A 482-nucleotide genomic window follows, 5' to 3' on the forward strand; every position below is an offset into this window, starting at 1 on the left:
CCGCCGGTTCCCAGCGTCACCGCGTCGGTGCCGGACCCGCCGATCAGGGTTTCGATGGCGGAGAGCAGCAGCGTGGTTCCGGCCGAGCCGAGCGTCACCACATCGGTGCCGGACCCGCCGATCAGGGTTTCCAGCCCGCCGGTGGCCAGCGTGTTGCCCGCCCCGCCCAGCGTCACCGCGTCGCTGCCGGTCCCGCCCAGGATCGTTTCGAACAGGGAGACGGTGGCGGTGGCCCCGGTGTCGCCCAGCGTCAGCGCGTCGGACCCGGCCCCGCCGGTCAGCGTTTCGATGCCGCGCAGCGTCACCGTGTTGCCGTCGCCCCCGAAGGTCACGGCGTCGCTGCCAGCCCCGCCGACCAGGATCTCCAGCCCGGACACCGCCAGCGTGTTGCCCGACGACCCCAGGAACACCGTGTCAAAGCCGCTGGACCCCACCAGCGTCTCCAGCCCGGACGCCAGCAGCGTGTTCCCGGACGACCCGCC

1 pseudogene is annotated in these 482 nt (G+C 73.2%); it reads right to left on the reverse strand.

Features of this window, described 5'->3' with window-relative positions:
- Positions 1-482 (reverse strand): annotated as a pseudogene (locus tag EJ903_RS27165) (hypothetical protein); the annotation flags it as partial.

Origin of the sequence: Azospirillum griseum (assembly GCF_003966125.1) — a bacterium.
GTDB lineage: Bacteria > Pseudomonadota > Alphaproteobacteria > Azospirillales > Azospirillaceae > Azospirillum > Azospirillum griseum.